This is a genomic window from Candidatus Poriferisodalis sp. (assembly GCF_965221945.1).
Lineage (GTDB): Bacteria > Actinomycetota > Acidimicrobiia > Acidimicrobiales > Poriferisodalaceae > Poriferisodalis.
Genome location: NZ_OZ244925.1, coordinates 734,340 through 752,275, shown reverse-complemented (window position 1 = coordinate 752,275; position 17,936 = coordinate 734,340). Strand labels below are relative to the sequence as shown.

Annotated in this window: 15 protein-coding genes; 10 read left to right on the top strand and 5 right to left on the bottom strand. The window is 65.5% G+C overall.

Annotated features, from left to right (window positions below):
• Positions 1-106: 106 nt before the first annotated feature.
• From ACOQPH_RS03445 to ACOQPH_RS03435, 3 genes are all read left to right on the top strand, one after another.
• Positions 107-1,549 (top strand): amidase, encoded by a 1,443-nt coding sequence (locus tag ACOQPH_RS03445; protein WP_420623347.1) that lies wholly within the window; start codon positions 107-109, stop codon positions 1,547-1,549.
• Positions 1,550-1,612: 63 nt separating this feature from the next.
• Entirely contained in the window at positions 1,613-2,356 is a 744-nt protein-coding gene (locus ACOQPH_RS03440; RefSeq protein WP_420623346.1) for a CoA transferase, read from the top strand.
• A gap of 58 nt (positions 2,357-2,414) precedes the next feature.
• On the top strand, positions 2,415-2,726 hold the full coding sequence (locus tag ACOQPH_RS03435) for a hypothetical protein (protein WP_420623345.1): 312 nt from the start codon (positions 2,415-2,417) through the stop codon (positions 2,724-2,726).
• A gap of 41 nt (positions 2,727-2,767) precedes the next feature.
• On the opposite strand, the gene ACOQPH_RS03430 is transcribed toward ACOQPH_RS03435, so the two are convergent.
• Entirely contained in the window at positions 2,768-3,643 is an 876-nt protein-coding gene (locus ACOQPH_RS03430; RefSeq protein ID WP_420623344.1) for an acyl-CoA thioesterase, read from the bottom strand.
• Positions 3,644-3,831: 188 nt separating this feature from the next.
• Here ACOQPH_RS03430 and ACOQPH_RS03425 point away from each other — a divergent pair, with 188 nt between their 5' ends.
• The 4 genes from ACOQPH_RS03425 (at position 3,832) to ACOQPH_RS03410 (ending at position 9,121) form a co-directional block, all read left to right on the top strand.
• A complete protein-coding gene (locus tag ACOQPH_RS03425) occupies positions 3,832-4,623 on the top strand; it encodes a hypothetical protein (RefSeq protein WP_420623343.1) in 792 nt (263 codons plus the stop codon).
• Positions 4,586-4,888: a hypothetical protein gene (locus ACOQPH_RS03420; RefSeq protein ID WP_420623342.1), complete on the top strand. Its 303-nt coding sequence runs from the start codon at positions 4,586-4,588 to the stop codon at positions 4,886-4,888. The genes ACOQPH_RS03425 and ACOQPH_RS03420 overlap by 38 nt, the downstream gene beginning before the upstream one ends.
• On the top strand, positions 4,833-8,513 hold the full coding sequence (locus ACOQPH_RS03415) for a choice-of-anchor R domain-containing protein (RefSeq protein ID WP_420623341.1): 3,681 nt from the start codon (positions 4,833-4,835) through the stop codon (positions 8,511-8,513). The genes ACOQPH_RS03420 and ACOQPH_RS03415 overlap by 56 nt, the downstream gene beginning before the upstream one ends.
• Positions 8,514-8,863: 350 nt before the next feature.
• A complete protein-coding gene (locus ACOQPH_RS03410; protein ID WP_420623340.1) occupies positions 8,864-9,121 on the top strand; it encodes a hypothetical protein in 258 nt (85 codons plus the stop codon).
• Between the two features lie 32 nt (positions 9,122-9,153).
• Here the strand turns inward: ACOQPH_RS03410 and ACOQPH_RS03405 are convergent, their stop codons facing one another.
• From ACOQPH_RS03405 to ACOQPH_RS03390, 4 genes are all read right to left on the bottom strand, one after another.
• Positions 9,154-10,626, bottom strand: coding sequence for an amidase (locus ACOQPH_RS03405; protein ID WP_420623339.1), 1,473 nt, complete (start codon positions 10,624-10,626; stop codon positions 9,154-9,156).
• 54 nt (positions 10,627-10,680) lie between these two features.
• Complete coding sequence (locus tag ACOQPH_RS03400; protein ID WP_420623338.1) at positions 10,681-12,015, bottom strand: aspartate aminotransferase family protein; 1,335 nt, start codon at positions 12,013-12,015, stop codon at positions 10,681-10,683.
• Between the two features lie 201 nt (positions 12,016-12,216).
• On the bottom strand, positions 12,217-13,362 hold the full coding sequence (locus ACOQPH_RS03395) for an aromatic ring-hydroxylating oxygenase subunit alpha (RefSeq protein ID WP_420623337.1): 1,146 nt from the start codon (positions 13,360-13,362) through the stop codon (positions 12,217-12,219).
• 9 nt (positions 13,363-13,371) lie between these two features.
• Positions 13,372-14,706 carry an aspartate aminotransferase family protein gene (locus tag ACOQPH_RS03390; RefSeq protein ID WP_420623336.1) on the bottom strand — a complete coding sequence of 445 codons (1,335 nt, stop codon included), beginning with the start codon at positions 14,704-14,706 and terminating at the stop codon, positions 13,372-13,374.
• A gap of 227 nt (positions 14,707-14,933) precedes the next feature.
• Here ACOQPH_RS03390 and ACOQPH_RS03385 point away from each other — a divergent pair, with 227 nt between their 5' ends.
• The 3 genes from ACOQPH_RS03385 (at position 14,934) to ACOQPH_RS03375 (ending at position 17,759) form a co-directional block, all read left to right on the top strand.
• A complete protein-coding gene (locus tag ACOQPH_RS03385; protein ID WP_420623335.1) occupies positions 14,934-15,137 on the top strand; it encodes a hypothetical protein in 204 nt (67 codons plus the stop codon).
• A 27-nt stretch (positions 15,138-15,164) separates the two neighbouring features.
• Positions 15,165-16,454, top strand: coding sequence for a deoxyguanosinetriphosphate triphosphohydrolase family protein (locus ACOQPH_RS03380; RefSeq protein ID WP_420623334.1), 1,290 nt, complete (start codon positions 15,165-15,167; stop codon positions 16,452-16,454).
• A gap of 111 nt (positions 16,455-16,565) precedes the next feature.
• Positions 16,566-17,759 carry an ISL3 family transposase gene (locus ACOQPH_RS03375; RefSeq protein WP_420623168.1) on the top strand — a complete coding sequence of 398 codons (1,194 nt, stop codon included), beginning with the start codon at positions 16,566-16,568 and terminating at the stop codon, positions 17,757-17,759.
• Positions 17,760-17,936: the final 177 nt, after the last annotated feature.

Genomic DNA, 17,936 nt, shown 5'->3' with positions numbered 1-17,936 from the left:
GCACTGTCGGCGCAGGCGGGCGGCGGGAAGAGGCGGCGAACTAGGTTGCCAGCACTGTTCGTTACGAACTTCTCACTACGAACTCGTCGGACCAGGAGGACCAGAGATGGCCGCAGACGATTTCGCGTACGCCACCACGATGGAGACTGCGGCCGCGATCGCTGCTGGCGACGTCTCCTCCCGGGAGCTGCTCGAAGCCGCGCTCGGGAGAGTCGACCGTCTCGACGGTCCCATCAATGCGGTCGTCGCCGTCGATGCCGAGCGGGCACTGGCCGCCGCCGACGCCGCAGACGCGGCAGTGGCGCGGGGCGACGAACTGGGGCCGCTGCATGGTGTGCCCATCACCATCAAGGACTCGTTCCAGACCGAGGGGCTCGTCACCACGTCGGGTGCCCCGGCGCTGGCCGAATTCGTGCCCGAACGCGACGCCGACCCCGTCGCCCGCTACAAGGCGGCTGGGGCGATCGTGTTCGCCAAGACCAACCTGCCGCTGTTCGCCGGCGACGCCCAGTCCTACAACGAGGTCTACGGCACCACCGCCAACCCGTACAACATCGAGCACACCCCCGGCGGATCCTCGGGCGGGTCAGGCGCCGCGCTGGCCGCTGGCTATACGCCGCTCGAGCTTGGCTCCGACATCGGCGGCTCCATCCGTATCCCGTCGCACTGGTCCGGTGTCAGCGGTCACAAGCCGAGCTACGGCGTCGTCTCGGCGCTCGGTCAGATTCCTGGCATGCCGGGGACGCTCAGCCAAGCCGACATTGCCGTGGCTGGCCCGATGGCTCGCGACGTCGACGACCTCGAGATGGCGCTCGACGTGCTCGCAGGGCCCGATGCCTGGAACTCCAAGGCCTACTCGCTGGATCTGCCACCTGCCCGCCACAGCGACATCTCCGACTTCCGGGTGGCGGTGTGGCTAGATGAGGAGTCATGCCCGATCGACGCCCAGTACCGGGATCTGCTGTTGGGAGCCGCCGGCGCCTTGGAGCAGGCGGGCGCCCGGGTTGACACCCATGCTCGCCCGGCGTTCACTTACGAAAAGGCAGTCGACACCTTTCTGCACCTGCTCTCGGCAGCCGAAGCCGGTACGTGGACGCTTGCGCAGTTGGAAGAGATCGCCTCGTCGAATGACGAGCCTCAGGGCGATCTGGGCATCTGGTACGCCGCAATGCGGCATCGGGAGTGGCTGAGCTGGCACGAACGCCGTCTGCAGCAGCGTCGGCGCTGGGAGGACTTCTTCACCAATTGGGACGTGGTGCTGCTGCCAGTGACCCCGACCGCTGCGGTCCGCCACGATCACAGCCGTCCTGCCACCAATCGCCGGATCACCGTGAATGGAGATACCCGGCCCTACTTCGACATCATCAAGTGGATGGGCCTCACCGGTGTGTCCTGGCTGCCTGCGACGGTGGTACCTGTGGGAATGGTTGGGGACCTGCCGGTCGGCGTGCAGATCGCCGGACCATTCCTGGAGGACCGCACGACACTGGCGGTCGGCCGATTCTTGCAAGAGGCCCTCGACGGCTTCCAGCGGCCCGCTGGCTTCTGAGCGACGCTGCGCTCGTTCCATCGCTGAGAGCCGGATCATCATGCGAACACGCCGCGACGCGCCATGACGTCGGGGAAAAACCGTTTTCATGCAGTTGTCCATGGCGGCGATTTCGTCAAGTCTGCTACTGCAGACAAGACCACGGCGATGACGGGGGCCAACGCTGTCCTCGGGGCCTTGCTGGCCCGGTCGAACGGCGCTGGCGGCCAGCACGTTGAAGTCAACCTGCTCGATTCGACGCTGTCGTGGATGTGGCTCGACTATTTCTGGAATGAGTCGGTGCCCGAGGCCCCGCGAACGCCCACCTACAGCGAGTGGTACAGCCCATGGCAGACGATCGACGGCTGGGTGGGTGCCATCTGGCCCTCCGATGAACAGTACGCCCGCGTGTGCCTGAAGCTGGGGGTGTCGCATTTGGCCGACGATCCTCGCTTCGCCACCCGCGAGGCCCGGATACGCAACTCGAATGAACACCAGCGAGAATTCGCCAAGCTGCTCGGCGAGTTCACCACAGCCGACGCACTCAAGGCCTTATCCGAAGCCGACGTTCCCTGCGCGCCCGTGCTGAGTATCACCGAAGTGTTCAATAACCCCCAGGTGAAGCACAACGAAACGGTGCTCACCCACCATCATCCCGTCGTGGGCCAGGTCCGCACGGCTCGCTTTCCGGCTCGGTTCAGCAAGACGCCGACACAACTGGAGCGCATGGCACCGGATAAAGGCGAGCACACCGATGAGGTGCTGACCGAGCTGGGCCGCTCCCCCGCCGACATCGCCAAGCTCCGCTCCGACGGCATCATCGCCTGAGCCTCGTTGGGTGGAAAATGCGCTTGGTGCCGGTGGCGCACCGCAGTACGGTGATGTCGTGGCCGATGACGAAGTCCCCGATGCGCTCCCGCCGGTGGGCGAGGCGCTCGACGCAGCGTTCGCAGTCCAGCGCGCGGCCTTGCGACGCGTCGAGACATCGCAGCGCGAGCTCCAAGCATCGGTAGGCGAACTCGAGACATCGCAGCGCGAACTCCAAGCATCGGTAGGCGAAGTCGAGACATCGCAGCGCGAACTCCAAGCATCGGTAGGCGAAGTCCAGGCATCACAGCGCGAGACGGCCGAGACGCTGGCCGGCCACTCCGAGCTGTTGCTGGGCATCGCCGAGAAGGTGGGCAAGCTCAGCGCGTGACGATGTCGCTGACCCGTCGCGGTCACGCATCGCCGAGATTCTCAAAGGCGGGCGAGGGCTTCTTGGACGGCGGTGGCCACGAGGCGGCCGTCTTGCCAGAAGCGGGCCTCGGCGGTGCCTCGGTTCCCGCCTGCCATCAGCGGTCGCTGCTCGCAGTAGATCCACTCGTCGGCACGAGCGGGTGCATGAAACCACATCGCGTGATCCAGGCTGACCACCTGCACGCCGTCGTCCAGCCAGGTGACCCCGTAGGGCACAATCACGTTGTCGGCGAGGCAGTCGTCGCTCATGTAGGCGATCACCGCTTCATGGATGGCCGGGTCGTCCGGCAGCCGCCGCGGAGCCCGGAACCAGTAGTCGATGCCGCCGCGCGGCGACGGCCCTGTCGGTGCCCAGGGCGCATATGCGAGCCGGTATTCCACGGGCCGGGTCATGTACGACCACTGCTCTCCGAAGATCGGACCCACCTCGGCGATGCACTCCTGAAAGGTCGGCAGCGACTCGGGTGAGGCCACATCGGACGGCATCGGGCATTCGATGTCGACAGGTCCCTCCTCGGGCACGTGGAAGGTCGCCATCAGCTCGAAGATCAGCCGGTCGAACTGGTGCGCCTGCGCCCGGCGCGTGCAGAACGCCCGCCCGTCACGTACACGGTCGACCCTGTACTCGACATCGGCCATGCCGTCGCCGCCCCGCAGGAACACGGCATGGACCGAGTTCATCAGCCGGCCCTCGTCCACCGTGCGCTGTGCGGCAACGACCGCTTGCGCGAGCACGTGTCCGCCGTACAGGCCGAACTCGTCGAACCCGGATCCCTTGCCCCAAAATGTGTCAGGGCCATCGCCGTTGTGCTGCAGATCCAAGAGGTCCAGCAGCTCGTCCAAGGCCGCGTCAACGGCCGAATCGGTGTCTGTCACGGCCTAGTTGATTAGCAGATATCGGCGCCGGTCCCCCTGCATTCGGTTCAGAGGTCGAGCGCTGTGTACTAGCTTCCACTATTCATGAATCTTTCTCATGTGATGCTCAACGCTTCGGCCCCCTCACCCGCTGCGCTCACAGCGGCAGCCCCCCCCGACTCTGGGGTTCGCCTCGCCGGAGGTAGGTCATGACCGCCTCCCGGCGTGTTGGCACGCTCCCGCTGCTGGTTATCGGACTGGGCGTCGTCGCCGCGCTGGCGGGCGTCCTGTGGTTCGCTGACGGCCAGAATCCCGCCCACGCCCAGGCTCGGGTGAACAACGCCGCGACCGGCCTGCCGAGGATCGTGGTCTCCGCGGAGAGCCCCGGCATTCTGGCGGCCGACACCTGGGACATCAGGGACGCCGACGGGCTGCCCTATGGCACAGCTCCCGGAAAGACCGAGGTCGGGGATCCGGACGACGGCCGATTCATTTTCGACTTCTCCTACCAGTGGATCCGGGTCGACGGCTCTAACGAGACGAACGTGGGCACCGACTCGCAGAGGTACCAGCTCGTCGAAGCCGATTTCGGCAAGAAGTTCAAGGTGCGAGTCTCGTTCACGGACCGGGACGACAACGCCGAGGCTGTGACCAGCGTGCCCTTCGGCCCCATCGCCGAACCGACGCTGCTGTCGCCGTCGAGCCTGGTCTCCAACACGGCCTCGTTTGCGACCACGGCGATGATCACCAGTGATTACGCCATGAAATTCAACCTGCGGAGTCACGGCCAGGGCTACGAGATATCGAGCGTCTCCATCGATTTGGCCGCGGTCCCGTCGAGCCTGAGCGTCTCCCTGTGGACCGGGGGGCCTCCCGGGGGCGCCGCGGCTGTCGGCGTCGACGCTGGTCGCCAACACCTCCCAGACGCCCGTTGCCGCCAAGAACATCACCAGCGAGTACGCGATGGGGTTCGAGCTGGGCGCCCACGGGCAGGGCTATGAGATCTCGGGCGTGTCGATCGACCTGGCCGCAGCCCCCGCGGATTTGACCGTGTCGCTGTGGGCGGGGCCCCCGCCCGGGTTCGGCCGCGCCGCGGCCGCGCACACCAAGCTGTTCGAGTTCGCCAACCCGAACTCGTTCGCCGTGGGCCTCAACGAGTTCACCGCCCCCGGCAGGCGCGTTCGCGTACCAGGGCGTCGACTACTTCGTCGTGCTGTCAGGCTTCGGGGCCTCTTTGTCGATCAACGAGACGACCTCCGACAATGAAGACCCCGGCGGCGAGACCGCAGCGACGCTCCAGGACAAGGGCTCGGACACCGGCGTGCTGCGCATGGCCGTCAACGGCGCCCAGCGCCAAAGCGGCATCCTGGCCTCGACCTATACCCAACCCGGCGACGGCCAAGAAGTCGTGTCGGTCGGCGACAAGCCCCGCGTCGCGTTCACCGTCGGGACCGCGGACCGCTACCTCCTCCGCGGCGTCACGTTCAGCCTCGACGACACCACAACCCGCAACGGGGGCTTTACCAACCCCTGGCAGGTGCGCTCGGGGGGCGACGAGCTGTTCCGCATGACCAGCACACGCCAGATATTCGGCATCAACGAGTTCACCGCCCCCCAGGGCGCGACCGTGCCCGGAAGCGGCTCATACGTCCTGTTCCAGGACATCAGCTCGGTGGAGCGGATGGGAGGCGTCATCCTGGGCCGCCACGCCTGCACCACCTCCACCGCAATGGACTCGCCCACGGCGGCGGGGGTGAGCATCGACGGCACAACAGACGTAACCGAGTTCGGATGCGACCCGCCGCTGATGGCCGTCTTCGGCGAGCCCCTCGCCGCGATGGTCCAGAACCTCGCCCAGACCGACAACAGCCACACCACCGCCGACACCACCAACACGGTCCTCTCCCAGGGCTTCACCACCGGCCCCCACTCGGACGGCTACGAGCTCTTGGGCTTGGGGGTGAGCGTCGAGGGCTCCGACAGCAAGTTTCCCGACGGGCCGTCGTCGGTGTCGGCGGCGGTGCACGCGGATGCGAGCGGGCTGCCGGGCGCGAAGCTGTTCGACCTGCTCAGCCCCTCCGAGTTCGCGGCGGGCCACAGCTTCTTCGAGGCGCCGCCGGGAACGACGCTGGATGCGGGCACGTCCTATGTGCTGGTGTGGGCCCACCTGGGCGGCACCGCGCACCGGCTGGCGAAGACCTCCAGCGACAGCGAGGACACCGACGCGCTGGCGGGGTTCTCCATCGCGGACGCGTTCCATCGGGGCGCGAGCCTTTCCAGCCTGACGGTCGACTCGGGCGGCAATGCGCTGGAGATCGCGGTGTACGGCAGGCACACCCAAAACGCCACCGGCGCGCCGCGGGTGGTGGCCTCGGCGGAGGATCCGGGCATCTTGGCTGTGGACGCCTCGCGTATCGGCGATCCCGACGGGCTCCCCAATGTGGGCAGCGTGGACACCACCGGCATCCAGCCCGATTTCTCCTACCAGTGGGTGCGGGTCGATGCCGTGACCGGCGTCGAGACTGCGGTGGGCGACGGGTCGGCCCGTTATCGGCGTGTGGCGGCTGATGTCGGCCAGCTGGTCAAGGTGGAGGTGTCGTTCGTCGATCTGGGCGGCACCGCCGAGGCGGTGACGAGCCTGCCGTTCGGGCCGCTGGCCGCGTTGGCGCCGCGGCTGTCGGCGTCGATGCTGGTCGCCAACACCTCCCAGACGCCCGTTGCCGCCAAGAACATCACCGCCCAGTACGCGATGGGGTTCGAGCTGGGCGCCCACGGGCAGGGCTATGAGATCTCGGGCGTGTCGATCGACCTGGCCGCAGCCCCCGCGGATTTGACGGTGTCGCTGTGGGCGGGGCCCCCGCCCGGGTTCGGCCGCGCCGCGGCCGCGCACACCAAGCTGTTCGAGTTCGCCAACCCGAACTCGTTCGCCGTGGGCCTCAACGAGTTCACCGCCCCGCCCGGCGCGTTCGCGTACCAGGGCGTCGACTACTTCGTCGTGCTGTCAGGCTTCGGGGCCTCTTTGTCGATCAACGAGACGACCTCCGACAATGAAGACCCCGGCGGCGAGACCGCAGCGACGCTCCAGGACAAGGGCTCGGACACCGGCGTGCTGCGCATGGCCGTCAACGGCGCCCAGCGCCAAAGCGGCATCCTGGCCTCGACCTATACCCAACCCGGCGACGGCCAAGAAGTCGTGTCGGTCGGCGACAAGCCCCGCGTCGCGTTCACCGTCGGGACCGCGGACCGCTACCTCCTCCGCGGCGTCACGTTCAGCCTCGACGACACCACAACCCGCAACGGGGGCTTCACCAACCCCTGGCAGGTGCGCTCGGGGGGCGACGAGCTGTTCCGCATGACCAGCACACGCCAGATATTCGGCATCAACGAGTTCACCGCCCCCCAGGGCGCGACCGTGCCCGGAGGGTGTACGACGGACGAAATGACGATGGCAGAGACCTGCAACTCATACGTGCTCTTCCAGGACATCAGCTCGGTCGAGCGGATGGGCGGCGTAATCCTGAGCCGCCACGCCTGCACCACCTCCACCTCGGCGGACGCGCCGGCCGCGACCGGGGTGAGCATCGACGGCACAACAGACGCAACCGAGTTCGGATGCGACCCGCCGCTGATGGCCGTCTTCGGCGAGCCCCTCGCCGCCATGGTCCAAAACCTCGGACAAACCGACAACAGCCACGTGAGTGCCGACAGCACCGACACAGTGCTCACCCAGGGCTTTACCACCGGTTGCTGCGAGACCGATGATTCCGAGTCCGATGCCGCGTTGTACGGGTACCGGCTTCAGGGGATCGGCGTCAACATCGAGGGCTCCGACGGCAGGCTCCCCGACAGCCCGTCGTCGGTGTCGGTGTCTGTGTACGCCGACGCGGGCGGGCTGCCGGGCGCCAAGCTGTTCGACCTCCTCAGCCCCAGCGAGTTCGCGGCCGGCCACAGCTTCTTCGAGGCGCCGCCGGACACGCATCTGGCGCCTGACACCTCCTACGTGCTGGTGTGGCGCCACAACCGCGGCACCGCGCACCGGCTGGCGAAGACCTCCAGCAACAGCGAGGACTCGGGCGCTGTGTCGGGCGCCAGCTTGGCGGACGCGTTCTACCGGGGCAAGGGCCTCGACAGCCTGTCGGCGGACACAAACGGCGATGTGCTGGAGTTGGCGGTGTACACCGTGGTCAACGACAATGCCCCCTTCGTGGCCCGCGGTGTCCCGGTGACCACGAGCTGGCTGCACATCCCCGACGGTGCCGAGGTGGGAGACCAGTTCAGGCTGGTATTCGTCACACAACGCGGAATACTGCCCACATCGGGGGACATAGAGGACTACAACGCGTTTGTGCAAAAGGAAGCCGCGGGGACCCTTGTCCGGGGTAAACCTGTCCCGGGCAAACCAGCAGCCGAGCCGTACACCGATCCGGTCATCCACAGGGTCGCGTCGCAGTTCACAGCGGTGGTGTGCACCGCTGCGGTCGACGCGGTGACGAACACCAAGATCGCGGAAGCGGGCTCCATCGCGGTGCCGGTCCATTGGCTGGACGGCGGCTGGCAGGACCGTCCCACGCTGATTGTGGAGCAGTACTCCGATTTCTATGGTGACGAGTGGGAGAACACCGAATACGGCGCCTATGTCACCGGCAACTCCGCCCATTTCCACGAGAACGCGATGGTGTGGACCGGGTGCGACGCCTCGGGGGCCGCGGATCCGAAGTTTCCGGTGGGTTCGAACAACATGGGGCTCGTCGCTGCGGGCTCGCCGAGAGACCCGGCCGACAACACCGCTCCTGTCGGCGCGGTCGATGTCACTGTGGGACGCATCACGGGCAACGATGACGAGCACAGGCCGATCTACGCCATTTCGCCCATCTTCACAGTCGTCCCGTGAGCTGGGGTTGACGGGAGATGATGTCGATGAAGCGCATCCGCGTGAGCGGTTCCGCCCCCCGGAAGGGAGCTCTGTACGGTCTGGCTGCGCGGGGCTATCTGCACCGACGACGACAGGAAATTGTCCAACCGCTTGGAATTCACCGTCAGCGGTCCAAACCAATAGACCACACACAGATCTCGGCATTGCCTCATCCCAAGCAGTCACCGAGGCTGGCGACACGTGGGTCGGTGTCGACAGGCCTCCCGCAGCGCACACACGAATCTGCTTCTGTCGTAGGTTTACAGAATTTCAAGTGTTTTCAATTAATGTCACAGGCTCGGCCGTAGCGGGTTTGGTAGGGTTGCGACATGACGGCCGCGGCGCTCGCGCAGATCGCCACCATGGTGCTCGCCGTACTAGCAATCGTGTGGCACCAACAGCGCAGCACCGACAAGGTTCGTGCTGAGGTCGGCGACGTACGCACAGAGGTCGCTCTCAATGGGCAGCGACTCGCGCGCATTGAGGGCTATCTGGGGATCGGCATGCCAGCAGATGCTGCGGTCGGGGCCGCCGGTTCGGCAGGCTTGCCGCCGTCTCAGGCCGCGGAGCCTTCAACTGATCCATAGTGATCTGGAGTGCCTCGCCATCGGAGAGTCGGCTACTCGTAGCCGGGCGGTGAGACGAAGCCGCCGAGGGTTCGCTCGATGAGGGAGGCGTAACGGATCGAGCGGCGATCGCCGAGATGCGGGGCGACGATCTGGATGCCGACCGGCAAGTTCAGCCCGTCGGCGGTCAGTCCGGCGGGTGCAACAGTGCCGGGCAGATACACGCTGCAGCTCCAGCCGGCCCAGAAGAGCTGGTCCACGCCAAGCTCCTGGTGGCCGTCGATGTCGATGGTGCGGGTCGGCCGGGTGCCCATGTGGTCATGGACGAACGCCGCCGACGCTGCGATCGGGCACAGCAGCAGGTCGTAGTCGTCGAAGAACCTCGCCCAGGCTTGCCGGTAGCCCTCGCGCTTGTTGTGGTGAGCGAACCACTCGCGATGGGTCATCGTCATCGCGTAATCGACGAGCGATTGGTAGTCCCCGTCGCCGTCGTTGTACCGGTGGGCACGGGACTGAGCGTCGTTCCACATTGCGTCGTCGGCCAGCGCGCCCGTGGCGGCTCGCAGCAGCATGAGGTAGTTCTCGTTGAATTCATGCTGGTCGATGTCGGGCGTGGCTTCGCTGACGTCAGCTCCTGCAGCGGCCAGCGCATCCACCGCCCGCTGCAAGGTGTCGATCATGGCTGTCGAGTTGCGAATCACCGGCGTGTCCAGCATGACGCCCACCCGGAACGCCCCCAACGTGTCGCGATGTTCGGGTTGCAGCGCCACGCGGTAACCGCTCGCGTCGAAGCCGGACGGTCCGGCGAGCACATCAAGCGCCACATCCAGATCGGCGGCGCTGCGCGCCAGCGGGCCGCACACCGCGATATCGCTGCCGACCAGCGCACCAGGCACGGCGTGACCCCCGTCGGGCACCAACCCGTAGGTCGGCTTGTGGCCGAATACGCCGCAGTAGTGCGCGGGGTTGCGAATGGATGCCCCGATGTCCGAGCCCAGTTCCAGCGATGCCATGCCGGTCGCCAGTGCGACCGCCGATCCGCCCGATGAGCCACCCGGCACACGGGTCAGATCCCACGGATTGTTGGTGCAGCCGTAGATGTCGTTGAAGCTCTGCCAGTCGCCCAGCAGGAGCGGCACGTTGGTCTTGCCCCAGATGACCGCGCCCGCCTGCCGTAGCCGAAACACCGTGACGGCGTCGGTGTCAGCCACGTTGGCGGCCCAGGCTGGATTGCCCCACGTCGATGGCGTGTCGGCCCAGTCGAAGGCTTCCTTGATGGTCATCGGCACGCCATGCAGCGGCCCCCAGCACTCCCCCGCCGCCAGCGCAGCATCGGCTGCAGCAGCGCGCTCGCGCGCCTCGGACATCCGGGTGAGAATCACAGCATTCACCGCGGGGTTGAAGCGCTCGTAGCGCTCGATTGCACCCTCGAGCGCATCGGTCGCCGACACCTCCCCGTGGCGAATGAGCGACGCCAGCTCGGTGGCCGGCATGAGGTTCGGATCTGTGCTGTTCGAGCCTGTCATCGCGCCGAGACTAGGAGCCAACCGGCGGCTGCGTCGATGGCTGCCCTGCCGGGTTCACGCGGGCAACGCGGTGGTGGCGGCTGCCAGGAGATGGGCGATGTCGTCGTCGGTCATCGCCAAGCTGAGGCAGCCGAATCCCCCGCCGGAGAGATACACGCCGCCCGCCTGCATGGCGTGTTCGAATTGCTCAAGCTCCGCAGCTTCGTCGCTGCTGAGGTGCGCGTCCCGGTAGTTGCGGATATGTCTCGTGTGGGGATGAACCTTGAACAGGCTCCCGCGGCCGGTTACCTGCCAGTCCACACCGGTCTTGGAGATTGCTGAACGCAGGCCGTTGCGCACGGCTTCGCCCATGTCATCCAAGCGGGCGAAAGCGGCGTGATCGAGTTGCTTCATGGTGGCGTATCCGGCCGCCATGGTGATGGGGTTCGCCGTGAACGTCCCCCCGGACGGCACCTTTGCCCGAGCGCCGCCTGCCCGTGCAAACGTCGACATCGGCCCTTCGCGCCCCGCAACACCGCCGACGGGGAATCCGCCGCCGATGATCTTGGCCACTGCGGTGATGTCAGGATCGATGCCGAGCAGCGTCTGGGCTCCGCTGTAGCCCAGCCGGAATGAGATCACCTCGTCGAGCACCAGCAATGCGCCTACCTCGCGGGTTGCCTCGCGAACCGCCGCTATGAAGTCCGGCTCGATGACCGGCAAACCGACCTGGCTCGGCATCACATCGAGCAGCACGGCCGCCAGACGGTCGCCCTGACGCTCAATGGCAGCCCGAGCACCCGCAGCGTCATTGAAATGGATGATGCCGACCTCTTCGATCACGGAGTCCGGTGTGCCAGATGCGAAGGGCACTGTGGCGGGGGCCGCGGCGTCGCCCCAATTGGTGGGATCGGACGCCAGGCTGGCCTCGGCATGGTCGTAGGTGCCGTGATAGGCGCCCTCCACCTTGATGACATTCGGCCGGCCAGTGAACGCCCGAGCAGCTTTCAGCGCACCCATCACGGCCTCGGTGCCCGAATTGCAGAAGCGGATGAGCTCGAAGCTGTCGACCCGGTCACACAGCAGCGAGGCCAGTTCGATCTCGATGTCGCACGCCAACGCAAACGCTGAGCCACGCTCCATCTGCGCACTCACCGCCTGGCCAATCGCGGGATCGGCGTGTCCCATGATGAGCGAAGTGAAGTTGTTGTTGCAGTCCAAGTAGCGGTTGCCGTCGACATCGGTCACCCAGGCGCCCTCACCGTGATCCACATAGATCGGGTTCGGTCGCCGCAGCAGCGTCGCCCGGGACACGCCGTCAGGAATCCACTGCCGTGCGCGGGCATACAGCGCAGCGGACTGTGCCTCTGAGCGCTGGCCACCGACCTGGGATCCGATTCGTTCCGCCATCGGCTCAGTGTCGCAGACCCATCCAACGCACGACGGGGTCGCGCGATCGCCTGCGAGAGCTACGGAGGCTGCGCGGAACGGTCACGGCTCAGGGAACGACTGTCGCGCACTCTTTGCGCAAATTTGCCGCCTGTGGCGGCATTTCTGCACAAAGTCGGGGCGGTCGAGGCAGGCAGGCATCGCCGCCGCTCCGTTAGCGCTCTAAGCCGCGCCAGCGCCGCGGTAGGCATCCAGCACGAGCCCATGGAAATGGTGCAGCCCGTGCTCGGACAGGCCCGAGCCGCCTGGGTCGCATACGAGTCGGCCCTGGGTGAATGCCGGTGTGCTCATGCCTCGCTGCACGCTCTCGACCAGCCCGACATCCTCAGGCTGCAGCACCTCGTCGATGTAACGCATCGACTCGATGTCGGCGGGGGTCAGCTCTGCGGACTCGAAGTAGAAGTCGATGGTCTCGAGGGTGCGCTCAGGCCCCGCCGGGACGATGTGCATGACGCTGAAGTTGCCGCGGCCGGGGTAGCGCATCAGGCAGGTGTTGGGCCACAGCCACCAGACCGCCAGGTCTTTCACGCTGGAGCCGTCGACGTCGTAGGCGGCATTGGCCGAATGGCCGGCTCGGGCCATGTGGCTGGAGTAGATGCCGTGGGTATCGACCCGGTAGGTGTCCATCTCCACCAGCGTCACGAAGTCGGGGTGAGCGATGTGGCAGTGGTAGCACTCGAGGAAGTTGTCGACCACGTTCTTCCAGTTGGAGGCGATGTCGTAACTGAAGCGGCGGACGTGGGTGAGGTCGTCCACATCGGGCGCCCAGCGCGCAATCTCGTCGCCGAGCCCTCCGGCCTGCGCGGACAGCGGGGCCGCAGACGGGTCGAGATTGACGTACACGAAGCCGCCGAACTCTTCTGCTTGCACTTCTGTGAGGCAGATCGCGGACGGGTCGAAGCCGGCGACGTCGTCGGTGTGGCGCGCCCGGTGCAGACCGCCCGACAGGTCGTAGGCCCAGCCGTGGTACGGGCACACGATGCTGCCGGTGTGGCCCGTGCCCGTCAGCAGGGCATGAGCCCGGTGCTGGCAGACGTTGTAGAAGGCCCGCAGCACGCCGTCGTTGCCGCGCACTACGGCGATTGGCATGCCCGCGACATCCAGTGCGGTGTAGTTGCCGGGTTCGCGGAGTGACTCCACGTGGCCCACCCATTGCCAGCTGCGTGCAAAGACTTCCCGCTGCTCGAGGTCGTGCCAGCGGGCGTCGACATAGGCGTCGGCACGCAGGGAGTACGACACGGTGGGATCCGGGTCGTAACCCGCATCGATCCCGGCTGCGGAATCGGCGGCAGTCGGAGTACTCGTCATTGCTGTGAATTATGGGCTTGGCAGCGACGCTTCGGCGGCCCCGAGGAAGTGCTCGACGTCGTCATCGCTCGTCGCCAGGCTCAGACACCCCAGGCTTTCGGCAATGAAGTAGACGCCTTGGGATTGCATGCGACGGCCAAATTCGGTGATCTCGACTATCTCGTCGCTGGACAGGTGCGAGTCGCGGTAGTTGCGGATCGTGCGATTGTGCGGGTGCACGCGGAACAGGCTGCCCGCGCCGGTGGCCTGCCAATCCAGGCCTGCACGATTGAATATCGACCGCAGGCCGGACCGAATGTTCTCGCCGATCGTGTCCAGCCGGGCGAAGGCATCGCGGTCGAGCAAGGTCATGGCGGCGTGCCCGGCGCACATCGTGATGGGGTTCGCAGCGAACGTGCCGCCCGATGGCACTTTGGCCCGGTTTCCCGCTACGCGGACAAAGGTCTCCATGGGGCCCCGACGACCGGCGATGGCACCCACCGGGAAGCCCCCGCCGATGATCTTGGCCAGCGTGGTGATGTCGGGGTCGATGCCCAACTTCGTCTGGGCTCCCCCGTAGCCCAACCGGAACGAGATGACCTCATCGAGCACGAGCAGTGCGCCCACCTCGCGTGTGGTGTCGCGGATCGCCCCGATGAACTCGGGTTCGATGACCGGCATGCCCACCCTGTTCGGCATGACATCAAGCAGCACCGCGGCCAGCTGATCACCGCCGCGGCGAATCGCCGCGCGGGCACCTTCCGCATCGTTGAACGAGATGATGCCGACTTCTTCTTCGACCGACGCCGGCGTACCGGCGGAGTAACGCACCGTCGACGGTGCCGTCGCATCGCCCCAATTCGTGGGATTGGGCGACTGGCTGGCTTCGGCGTGGTCGTACGTGCCGTGGTAGGCGCCCTCCACCTTGATGACGTTCGGCCGCCCGGTGAAGGCGCGGGCAGCTTTGAGGGCAGCCATGACCGCCTCGGTACCCGAGTTGGCGAAGCGGATGAGCTCGAAGCTCTCGACACGTCCGCACAGCAGTTCCGCCAGCTCGACTTCTGCGTCATTGGGAAACGAAAAGGCCGTGCCCCGAGACATGCGCTCCTGTACTGCAGCGGCAATTGTCGGATCGGCGTGGCCGATGATGATGGACGCGAAATTGTTGTTGCAGTCCAGGTAGCGGTTGCCGTCGACATCGGTCACCCACGCGCCGTCGCCATGATCGACGTAGATGGGGTGTCCTCCCTTGCGCAGCAGGGTGTCCCGTGAAGTGCCGTCAGTGATCGACTGCTGCGCTCGCTCGTACAGCGCTGCGGAGTGATCCGTGGACCACGGCCCAGTCCCGGTTGGGGGCATCGTCATCGCAGCACGGCTCGCTCGTACATCGGCCAAGTCTCGCATCGGTCCTCGCAGAAGGCGCGTCTTGCGGCCACGCAAGGTCAGATAGGCGCCTGACGTAGGGTTCCTCACACGACCCCACGGCAGTCCAATATTTCCGCTCCGGCCACTTGCGTCGCCGGTACAGTTCGGCGCAGCGGCTCCGGACGACCCGGGTCGCCCGGTATACGGAGGGGGAGGTGGAGGTCACCGTGACTGACGAGCGAGCGCAAATCATCGATGCGGCCATCCGCGATGCAATTGAGAATCATCTCGATTGCGACGGAGGATGGCTTCGAGAGGCGAGCAAGCAAGCAGATGCTGACCTTCCGGCGCTGCAACGTCGCTTCTACAAGATGCTCTCCGAGCACACAGTCACCTTGGGTCCAGGCCTCGTCCCTCAACTCGTCAAGTAGCTCACGGCGAGTAGCCGGGACATTCGAGTGCGTGAACACCGACTGCACAACAGCGCTTCACCCGACGACCCCCGCCCAAACGGGGCCCGTGATCGAGATCGAGTGTTGTATTGTGATCCTTTCCGACGGCTCTTAGGTGTAACACAAGTTGTCGGAGCCCATGAGGGCCTCACCTTTCATAACCGCCTAACGCATTCCATGAAGGTCGGGCAAATCGCCCGTCGGCTGGCCGAAGACACTCTCCGTAAGTGTCAACCCCAGCAAATCGAAGATTTGGGCGGCCTAGATCCGGAAGTAGCCGAAGCGGCTGCCCTGGCGCACGATATTGGCCACCCGCCTTTCGGCCATGCAACCGAACGCACACTTGACGAACTGGTACGCAATGAAGGGTGCCATGATGGATTTGAGGGCAATGCACAGAGCTTTCGAGTCATAACAAAGCTTGCGTTCACGAAAGCTGATCCCGATTCCCCTCCAGGCCTGGATCTGACACGGGCAACCTTGCGTGCTGTCTTGAAATACCCATGGCTAAGGGATCTAGATTCGAACAATCGCCCTAAGACAGACAGCGCCCACAGCAAGAAGTGGAGCGCATATGAAACCGAGCTTGAGGACTTCAATTTCGCGATGGAACTTCAGCCCGCGGACAAGTATCAAAGAAGTCTGGAGGCCGAAATCATGGACTGGGCTGATGACATCACATACGCGGTCCATGATCTTGAGGATTTCTATCGTGCCAACCTCATCCCGCTTCCAACACTCATTTTGGACGAGGACACTGGCTCAGAATTCTTGACAGAAGTATGCAATAAACGAGATCTTGACAGCAAGCTAGCTCAACAAGCGTTTCAGAACCTGAAGGTGCTCCTTCCGGACACGCCATTCATTGGCACGGCTGCCAGTATTGGGCGTCTCTCGGTAATGCGCAGCTCTCTGATCACGACCTTGTTGCAAGCATTTGAGATAGACAAGAGCGGCAAAGTCATGGTTCAGCCTGAAGGCCGGACACTCGCTGAGATTCTGAAATACCTAACGCGAAAATACGTCATCGACGCTCCAAGCCTGAACGCTCAGAGATATGGCCACAGGCGAATCATCACGGAGCTGTTTCACGCCTACTGCGATATCGATGCCCAGAAGGGAGCGATTACTACATCACTCAACACGCCCTTCTTTGACCGCGAGTTCTATTCGGATTGTCATTCGGCGCGTCGCGCCGCCGATTTCATCGCAAGTCTCACAGACGATCAGGCAATCAGACTGTATAGACGCATCACGGGTCAATCCCTCGACTCGATTCACTTGCCCATTGCGTGATTATCTGGCCCTTCGCGTTTTGGTGGGATGACGGCGGGTTGAGGGTCCGTTTGTAGGGGTCGAGGCCCTGCTGGGATCGGTGTTTGCGACGCCGAACCCTGGAGGGCCTCGATGGCGAGTGATGCTGTGTCGGTGCGGCTGTGGCTGCGGTGCATCAAAGTGCTGGAGGTGGTGGTGGACGCGCCTGAGCGGCTGGCGGTGCGGGTGGTGTCGACGGTGTCTCGTCCGAGGTGCCCGGATTGCGGGACGCCCAGCGGGCGCTGTCACGACCGTCGCGAGCGCGAGATCCGGGACTTGGAGGTGTCGGGGCGGCCGGTGCTGTTGTTGTGGGGGCGGCGCCGGATGGTGTGCGATGTCTGCGACCGGCGCTTCGTGGAGGACCATCGGGCGTTCGAGGGCCGTGTCACGGCGCGTCTGGCTCGCCGGCTGGTGGCCGATGCCCGTTCGATGCCGGTCAATACGGCGGCGCGTCGTCATGGGGTGAGCTGGGGGCTGGTGAACGCGTTGGTGGTCGCTTGGGCGGGTCTGGTCGCCGATCATCGCCGGCGGCGGCGGTGCCGGGTGCTGCTGGTCGATGAGACCTCGATCCGCAAGCGGCACCGCTATGTGACGGTGCTGGTGAACGGCGACACCGGCGAGGTGCTCGCGATGGTGCCCCACCGCAGCAGCCAAGCGCTCAGCACGTTCTTGGCCGCTCAGGGGCATCGCTGGTGCAAGGGCGTGAAGGTCGTCGTCTCGGACGGCTCGGCGGCATACAAGGCAGCCATCGAGGCCCGGCTCGGGCACGCCCGCCATGTGCTGGACCGCTTCCATGTGATCCGCTGGTTCGCTGCGGGCCTGACCGCGGTGCGCCGCGATGTCCAGCGCCGGCCCGAGGGCTCAAAGCCTGCGTTCGACCCCGAGGTGTTCCGGGCCAGGTTCTTGCTCATGCGCCGGCCCGACAAGCTCGACGCGGCCGAACAAGCACGCCTCGCCGAGCTGTTCGAGGCCCACCCCCGGCTGCGGGCAGCCTGGGACGCGCTCGGCGAGCTGCACAACCTCTATCTCGCCGACAACCACAAAGGCGCCCTCGAAGCGCTCGACCGGTTCGCCGACATCTACAGCACCGGCCAGATCCCCGAGTTCAGCGACACCGTCGACACCTTCCTCGCATGGCATGCCCAGATCCTCGACTGGCACCAAGCGGGGCGGCCCAGCAACGGACGCATCGACCGAACCAACAACCTGCTCCAAGTCCTGCGAACAACCGCGCACGGGTTCACCAACTACGCCAACTTCGAAGCCCGCGGCATCCTCCCAACATGAACCCCGCCGAGCCCAGCAGCCCAAATCCCACAAAATCGCGAAGGCTCGATTATCTGACTGTCTCCTGATCACCGGCAGCGATGACAGATTGATTACATTCGATGCAGGTGCAGTCGCCCGACAGGCAGTGGACACACTGCGGCGGGTGTGACTGCGGGTCTCATGAGCCGAACCGAC